At 73.4% G+C, this 7,934-nt stretch carries 6 protein-coding genes; all 6 read right to left on the bottom strand.

Annotated features, from left to right (window positions below):
* A partial coding sequence (locus V7026_RS10345; RefSeq protein ID WP_334155308.1) for a transketolase family protein occupies positions 1 to 1,420 on the bottom strand: 1,420 nt, incomplete at its 3' end.
* 37 nt (positions 1,421 to 1,457) lie between these two features.
* Positions 1,458 to 2,192, bottom strand: a complete 735-nt coding sequence (gene pdeM / locus V7026_RS10340; protein ID WP_443082351.1) for a ligase-associated DNA damage response endonuclease PdeM — start codon at positions 2,190 to 2,192, stop codon at positions 1,458 to 1,460.
* The gene (locus V7026_RS10335) at positions 2,189 to 4,651 is read right to left on the bottom strand and encodes a ligase-associated DNA damage response DEXH box helicase (protein ID WP_334155309.1); all 2,463 of its coding nucleotides are present in this window, start codon (positions 4,649 to 4,651) and stop codon (positions 2,189 to 2,191) included. The genes pdeM and V7026_RS10335 overlap by 4 nt, the downstream gene beginning before the upstream one ends.
* A 59-nt stretch (positions 4,652 to 4,710) precedes the next feature.
* Positions 4,711 to 6,423: an ATP-dependent DNA ligase gene (locus V7026_RS10330; RefSeq protein ID WP_334155307.1), complete on the bottom strand. Its 1,713-nt coding sequence runs from the start codon at positions 6,421 to 6,423 to the stop codon at positions 4,711 to 4,713.
* Positions 6,420 to 7,469 (bottom strand): ligase-associated DNA damage response exonuclease, encoded by a 1,050-nt coding sequence (locus tag V7026_RS10325; protein WP_334155306.1) that lies wholly within the window; start codon positions 7,467 to 7,469, stop codon positions 6,420 to 6,422. The genes V7026_RS10330 and V7026_RS10325 overlap by 4 nt, the downstream gene beginning before the upstream one ends.
* 93 nt (positions 7,470 to 7,562) lie before the next feature.
* On the bottom strand, positions 7,563 to 7,934 hold a 372-nt coding region (locus V7026_RS10320), incomplete at its 5' end, for an ACT domain-containing protein (RefSeq protein WP_334155305.1).

The raw sequence follows: 7,934 nt of genomic DNA, 5'->3' as shown, positions 1-7,934 counted from the left end.
CGCGCTGCTTCATCAGCGCGGCCATGCGGATGGCGTTGCGGCTGTAGTCGCTGAAAGTCAAGAACGTGCCGCCGTAGGGGATGTAGCCGCCGTGCAGCGCGATGCCGTTCATGATCGCGGCCATGCCGAATTCGCGCACGCCATAGTTGATGTGCCGACCCAGGCGGCCCTGGCCGTCCGCCACGGGCTGACCATCGGCCCCGAAGCGCAGCGCCGGCGTGGCGGCCGTCTGCGTCAGGTTGGAGCCGGTCAGGTCGGCCGAGCCACCCAGCAGCTCCGGCAGCGCAGCGGTCAGGGCCTCCAGCGCCAACTGGCTGGCCTTGCGGCTGGCCACGGTCTGCGCCTGCTCGTGCAGGCCGACGATCAGGTCCACCATACGCTGGTGGAAGTCGGCGGGCAGCTCCCCGCGCAGGCGCCGCTCCAGCTCGGCGGCCAGCACCGGGTGCGCCTGGCGATAGGCCGCCAAGCGCTGGGCCCAGTCCGCCTCGACCCGGGCGCCGGCGGGGCGCGCATCCCAGGCCACGCGGATGTCCGCCGGCACCTCGAACGGCGGGTGCGGCCAACCGATCGCCTCGCGGGTGCGCTGCACCTCCTCAGCCCCCAGGGGCTCGCCGTGCGCCTTGGCGGTACCGACGCGGTTGGGGCTGCCCTGGCCGATGCGGGTACGACAGACGATCAGGGTGGGCCGCCCGTCGGCACGCGCACCCTGCGCCTTGGCGGCGGCGATGGCGGCATCCACCGCCTCGACATCGTGGCCGTCCACCGGCCCGATCACCTGCCAGCCATAAGCGCGGAGGCGCGCCGGCGTGTCGTCCGCGAACCACGGCTGAACCTGGCCGTCGATGGAGATGCCATTGTCGTCGTACAGCGCGATCAGCTTGGACAGCCGCCACGCTCCGGCGAGTGCACACGCCTCGTGACTGATGCCTTCCATCATGCAGCCGTCGCCGAGGAACACGTAGGTGTGGTGGTCGACGATGGTGTGGCCGGGGCGGTTGAACTCGGCGGCCAGCAGCTTCTCGGCCAGCGCCATGCCGACCGCGTTGGCGATGCCCTGCCCCAGCGGCCCGGTGGTGGTCTCCACGCCCGGGGTGATGCCGACCTCGGGGTGGCCCGGCGTCCGGCTGTGCAGCTGGCGAAAGGCCTTGAGCTCCTCGATCGGCAGGTCGTAGCCGCTCAGGTGCAGCAGCGCGTAGATCAGCATCGAGCCGTGGCCGTTGGACAGCACGAAGCGGTCGCGGTCGGCCCAGGCCGGGTTGGCCGGGTTGTGCTTGAGGTGGCGGCCCCAGAGCGCGACGGCCATCTCGGCCATGCCCATCGGGGCGCCGGGGTGGCCGCTGTTGGCCTGCTGTACGGCGTCCATCGCCAACGCCCGGATGGCGTTGGCCATGGCGGCCGAGGAAACGCGCGAAGTGGTCATGAAGGGGTTCCCGTGGGGTCAGGGTAAACCCGGGATTTTACCGGCCAGGGCCAAGCTGCCAGGGCGCGGGCGGGGGGCCATCCACTGGCCACACGGCGTCGTCGGCGATGGCGCAGCGCGACTGACCGGCAGCGGCCGGCACGGCATATCCGCCGGTAAAGGCACCAAAAGCCGGCAGCCAAAGCGCCGACGGCGTGAGCACGAAGCACGGGAGCCGCAGACGCTCGCGCGCGGCGCCATGCAACACGCACACCGGATGCACATGCCCGCACAGGGTCGGCCCCGGCAGGGCGGACTCGACCGCAGCCGGTGGTTCGTGCCGGCAGTGCCAGGGCCCCAGGGTCCACGGCTCCTCCACGACGGTGATATCCAGGTCCGGCGGCGGATCGCCCGCGCGGTCGTCGTGGTTGCCGCGCACCAGCACCCAGGCCAGATCGGGGTGGCGGCCGCGCCAGTCGCGCAGGGCCTGCAGCAAGGCGGGGGTGCGGGCGGCACGGGCGTGCAGCAGATCCCCCAGCACGACCAGCCGGCGCGCGCCGTGCCGGCGCACCAGCGCATCCAGACGCTGCAGATTGTCCCCGGTGGTGCCGCCCGGGACGGCCAGCCCGGCGCTGCGGAAGGCGGCCGCTTTGCCCAGGTGGACATCGGCCACGAACAGCGTGGCCCCGGGCGGCCACCAGACGGCCCGCTGTGGCAACAGCCACAGGGCCGCCTCGGGCCCCTGGTGCGGCGCCTGCAGCACGACCGGCGCCGGAACCAACGCCGTCCTCACGCGGCAGCCCCCGACGGGGCGGCGCGGTGCCGGCGGGGCCCGGGGGCATCCGCCGCGCGTTCGAGCTGCGCGACCAGCCGCTGCAGGCGCGCGCTCAGGGTCTCGCTGGACACGCTCTCGCGCAGGCGCTCGACCAGCAAGGGAAACGCCAGCGGCGTGGGCCGCTGCAGCGGCTGAACCTGCCATGTCTGGCGGGCCATGCGCTGCAGCGTGGCGTGCAGGCGCTGCACCTCCAACTCCTGCGCCAGCACCTCGGCCCGCGCCTGGTGCAGCAATCGGTTGGCCGGATCGTGGCGGGCCAATACGTCCCAAAACAGCGCCGCCGACGCCTGCAACTGCCGCTGACTGCGGCGCTCCCGCGGATGGGTCTGCACGACCAGGCCGGCCACGCGGGCGATCTCGCGAAAACGCCGCTGGGCCAATTGCGTCGCGTTCAGGCTGGCCAGCAGTTCGGCGGTCAGCGTGTCGAGATCGAGCGGCTGCAACCAGCGCGGCAGCTCGGCGGCCCAATCCACGGGCTGGGCGCTCAGCAGCGTCAGCCCGTAGTCGTTGACCGCCATCGAAAAGGTGCGCGGCTGCGCCTGCGCGGCCCGCCACGCCAGCCAGCCGGCCAACCCCAGGTGCACGTCGCGCCCCGCAAACGGGTAGAGGAACAGGTGGCAGCCCTCCCGGTCGTGCAACACCTCCACCAACAACCGCTCGGGGGTGGGCAGATGGGACCAGCGCGCCTGCAAAGCCAGCAGCGGTCGCAACGCCGCCAGCTCGGGCCCATCGGCCTCGCCCCGGGCGGCGGTGGCCAAGCACGCCAGCACGGCATCGGCCAGGGTGGTGGACAGGGACATGCGCCCGCCCTGCCAGCGGGGCACCCGCGGCTCCTGGCCGCGCGCGTCGCGCACCCAGACGGTCAGGTCACGCAGGCGCACCAGCTCCAGTGTGCGGCCGGCGAACAGAAACCGGTCCCCCGGGCGCAGGCGGGCGGCAAAGCCCTCCTCCACCAACCCCAGACGAGCGCCCTGCAAGAACCGCACCTCCAGTTGCGCATCGGCCACGATGGTGCCGATATTGAGGCGGTGGCGGCGGGCCTGACGGCCATCCGGCACGCGCCAGACGCCCGCCTGGTCGGGCTGGACGCGGCGGTATTCGGGATAGGCCTGCAGCGACGGCCCGCCGTGGCGCACGAAGTCCAGGCACCAGCACCAGTTCTCGTCCGACAGGTCGGCGTAGGCGTGGGTGGTGCGCACCTCGGCCAACAGCGCCCCCGGCCGGAAGCCGCCGCCCAAGGCCACCGTGACCAGGTGCTGCACCAACACGTCCAGCGGCGCACGCAAGGGGGCACGCGGTTCGATGCGGCCGGCCTGCACCGCATCGCGCGCGGCGGCGGCTTCCAGCAGCTCCAGCGCATGCGTGGGCACCAGCGTCACGCGCGAGGGCTGCCCCGGGCCGTGGCCGCTACGGCCGGCCCGCTGCAGCAGCCGCGCCACGCCCTTGGGCGAGCCAATCTGCAGCACCCGTTCCACGGGTGCGAAGTCCACCCCCAGATCCAGGCTGGAGGTGCAGACCACGGCGCGCAGCGTGCCGTCCTTGAGGCCCTGTTCCACCCAGCGCCGCACCTGGGGATCGAGCGACCCATGGTGCAGCGCGATCCGGCCGGCCCAGTCGGGCCGCGCAGCCAGAAGGGCCTGGTACCACCATTCGGTCTGGGACCGGGTGTTGGTGAACAGCAGCGCGCTGCGACAGGCGTCGATCTCGGCCACCACCGCGGGGACCATGCTCGCGCCCAGGTGCCCCGCCCAGGGGAAACGTTCCAGGCGCGCCGGCAACAGCGTGTCGATGACCAGCGGCTTGGGCTGGCCGGCCCGCACCAGAGCCGCCCCTAGGGCACCCGCCGGCCCGAGCAAGGCGGCCGCCGCCTCGTCCAGATGGGCCAGCGTGGCCGACAAGCCCCAGACCTGCAGCGTGGGCTGCCAGCCGCGCAAGCGTGCCAGCGCCAGTTGCACCTGCACGCCGCGCTTGCCGGGCAGCAGCTCATGCCACTCGTCCACCACCACGGCCGCCACGCCGGCCAACAGCGCCGGCGCGTCGGTGCGAGCGATCAGCAGACTCAGGCTCTCGGGGGTGGTGACGAGGGCCTGCGGCCAGCGCCGATGCTGGGCGGCCCGTTCGGCGTCGGGGGTGTCCCCGGTGCGCACGCCCAGCCGCCAACCCGGGGCCAGGGTGGGCAGCGGCGCCTGCAGAGCCGCCGCCGTGTCGCTGGCCAGCGCGCGCAGCGGCGTGATCCACAGCAACCGCGGCCCGGCCGCCGCAGAAAAGGCCATGGCATGCCGCTGCAGCAGCCCCAGCCAGACGGCGTAGGTCTTGCCCGCGCCGGTGGTGGCATGCACCAGCCCGCTGCGCCCGGCCTGGATGGCGGCCCAGGTCTCGTGCTGGAAGGCCAGGGGCGTCCAGCCCTGCGCCCGCATCCAGCCTTCAGCGGTCGCCGCTGGCGCGGTCACGGCCGCCAGGGTTCGGCGGAAACGGGTCACGGGGCGCCCCCGGGGTTGGCAGCCTCCAGCCAGGCCAGCAAGGTGGGCAGGCAATCGACATCCTCCACCCCCTTGTCGGTGCGCCAGCGCAGCATGCGCGGAAACCGCACCGCCACGCCGCTCTTGTGGCGGGGGCTGCGCGCAATGCCCTCGAAGCCCAGCTCGAACACCAGGGTCGGCTCCACCGCCCGCACGGGGCCGAAGCTCTCGCGCGTGGTGCTGCGGATGATGGCGTCCACCCGCGCCATTTCGGCATCGCTGAGGCCGGAATAGGCTTTGGCGAACGGCACCAGGTGCCGCTGCGGGTGGCCGGGGGCATGGCTCCAGATGGCAAAGGTGTAGTCGGAATACAGCCCCGCGCGGCGCCCGTGGCCTTTTTGCGCATAGACCAGCACCGCATCCACGGTCCAGGGGTCGGCCTTCCACTTCCACCATGTGCCGACCGCCCGCGTGCGACCGATGCCGTACTGGCCATCGCGCTGCTTGAGCATCAACCCCTCGGCCCCCCGTTCGCGCGCCGTGCGGCGGTGGGCAGACAGCGCCGCCCAGTCGGTATCGGCGGTGATGGGCAGGGCGGGACTCAAACGCAGCGCGGGGTCGGCCAGCGCGGCCACCAGGGCCTGCAGCCGCTCGCGCCGCCGCCACTGGGGCTCGGCGCGGCAGTCGCGGCCGTCGGCCTCCAGCAGGTCGTAGGCGATCAGTGCCACGGGCAGCTCGCGCAGCAGCGCCGCCGTCAGGCGCTGGCGGCCGATGCGCCGCTGCAGCGCGCCGAAGGGCTGCAGCGCCTCGCCCGCCACGACGACGATTTCGCCGTCCAGCACGGTGCCCGGCGGCAGGCGCTGCCCCAGCGCGGCCAGTTCGGGGTAGCGGTCGGTGACCAGTTCCTCGCCGCGCGTCCACAACGCCACGCCGCGCCGGCGCACCAGCTGGGCGCGGATGCCGTCCCATTTCCACTCCACGATCCAGTCGGCGGGAGCGCCCAGCAGGCCGGGCGGATCGTCCGGTTCGGCGGGCAGCGGATGGGCCAGAAAGAACGGGTATGGCTGCGCATCCGGCATGGGCGCCGCTGCGCCAGTCATCGCCTCTGCGGGGATCATGGTACCCGGGTCGGCCACGGCCCCGGGCGGGGCCAGCAGGGTCTGGTAGTCCTGCGGCCCGGGGCGGGCATCGGCGCGGGTGTAGCCCATCAGGCGCTGGGCCACGAGTGCGGGCGGCACGCCGGCCACCGTCGCCAACGCCTGTGTCACCTGCTGGCGCGACACGCCCACGCGCAGACCGCCGGTGATCAGTTTGCCGTGCAACAGGCGCTGCTCGGCGGGCAGGCGCGCCCACTGGGCACGCAGGGCGGCGTCGCGCTCGTCCGCCGGCAGCGCACGCAGCGCCAGCACCTCGGCCATCCAGTGCGCCAGTCCGTGCTCCTCGGGCTCGGCGGGCGGTGGCAGCAGCAAGGCGATCGTCTCGGCCAAGTCGCCGGCCGCTTGGTAGCACTCGTCGAACAGCCACTCCGGCAGGCCTGCCGCGGCGCGCGCCAGCTCGCGCAGCCGGCGCGGGGGTACGGTCTGGCGCGGCTTGCCGCCCGCCAGCAAATACACCGCCCAGGCGGCATCCGCGGGCGGCACCTCCCGGAAATAGGCTTGCAGTGCCGCCTGCTTGGCCGCGGTGGACGTGGTCGCATCCAGCGCTCGGTAGAGCGCCGCGAACGCCTTCATGCATCGTCCCCTTCTGCCGCATCGGCACCCGCCTCGCCGCTGTACAGGGTGTGCAGTGCATCGGCTTGCAGGCCTTGCTCCGACAGATACCGCACCAGCGGCGCCACCTGGCCGTGGGTCACCAGCACCCGCTGCGCGCCGCAAGCGCCGATCGCCTGCAGCAGCCCCGGCCAGTCGGCGTGGTCCGACAGCGCAAAGCCCCGGTCCACCCCGCGCCGCCGCCGCGTGCCGCGCAATTGCATCCAGCCGCTGACCATCGCGTCGGCATAGGCGCCCAGGCGCCGCAGCCACGGCGTGCCCTGCACCGATGGGGGTGCGATCACCAGGGCGCGCCGCAGGGCCGTCGCCTCCAGCCCGTCCTCCAGGCGTTGGGTGGCGGGCAGGAGCACGCCGGCCGCGCGGTAGGCCTGGTTGATGGCCTCCACCGCGCCGTGCACCACCACGGGGCCGGTGGTCGTGTCCAGACCCGCCAGCAAGCGCTGCGCCTTGCCCAGCGCATAGGCGTACAGGACACTCGCGCGGCCGGCCGCGGCATTGGCCTGCCACCAGGCCTGAATGTCGGCCAGCACCGCCGCCTGCGGACGCCAGCGGTACAGCGGCAGGCCAAAGGTCGATTCGGTGATGAAAGTGTGGCAGCGCACCGGCTCGAACGGGGCGCAGGTGGGGTCGGCCTCCACCTTGTAGTCACCCGAGACGACCCACACCTCGCCCCGGTGCTCCAGCCGCACCTGGGCCGAACCCAAAATGTGCCCCGCGGGGTTCAGGGACACGCGCACGCCGCCGCAATCCACGACCTCGCCGTAGGCAACCGTCTGCAGCGCAATGTCCTCACCCAGCCGGACGCGCAGCACGCCCGCTGCCTGGGCGTGGGCCAGATAGGCGCCGTGCCCGCGCCGAGCGTGATCGGCGTGGGCATGGGTGAGGATGGCGCGCGCCACCGGCCGCCATGGATCGATGTAGAAGTCGCCTGCCGGGCAGTACAGCCCCTGCGGCCGCACCACCACCAGTGCCTGCCCCTGCGCCATGCGCACAGTGTAGCCAGCCATGCGCGTGGCTGCGGCCCGCCGGTCTATTGCCCGTCCATGGCCCCGCCATCGTCCGCCCCGCGGGCCAACACCCGATCCGGCACGGTGCCGACGTCAGTGGCGCGCCACCTCGTAGCCGGCGGTGCGCAGCGCCTGCATCACCTGATCCACATGCTGCGGGCCGCGCGTCTGCAGCACCAGCTCGATTTCCACGCTCTGCGCCGCCAGCAGCGTGAAGGCGCGCTGGTGGTGCACCTGGTCGATGTTGGCCCCGGCCTCCGCCACGATGGCGGCGATGCGCGCCAGCTGCCCCGGCAGGTCGCGCGTGCTCACCACCAGCCGCACCAGCCGGCCGGCGCGCACCATGCCGCGCTCGATGATGGAGGCCAGCAGCAGCGGGTCGATGTTTCCGCCGCACAGCACCAGCCCCACCTTGCGCCCCGCAAACCGCGCCGGATGGCGCAGCACCGCCGCCAGCCCCGCCGC

Origin of the sequence: Tepidimonas sp., from assembly GCF_036825565.1 — a bacterium.
GTDB lineage: Bacteria > Pseudomonadota > Gammaproteobacteria > Burkholderiales > Burkholderiaceae_C > Tepidimonas.
This window is presented reverse-complemented; position numbering and strand designations above follow the sequence as displayed.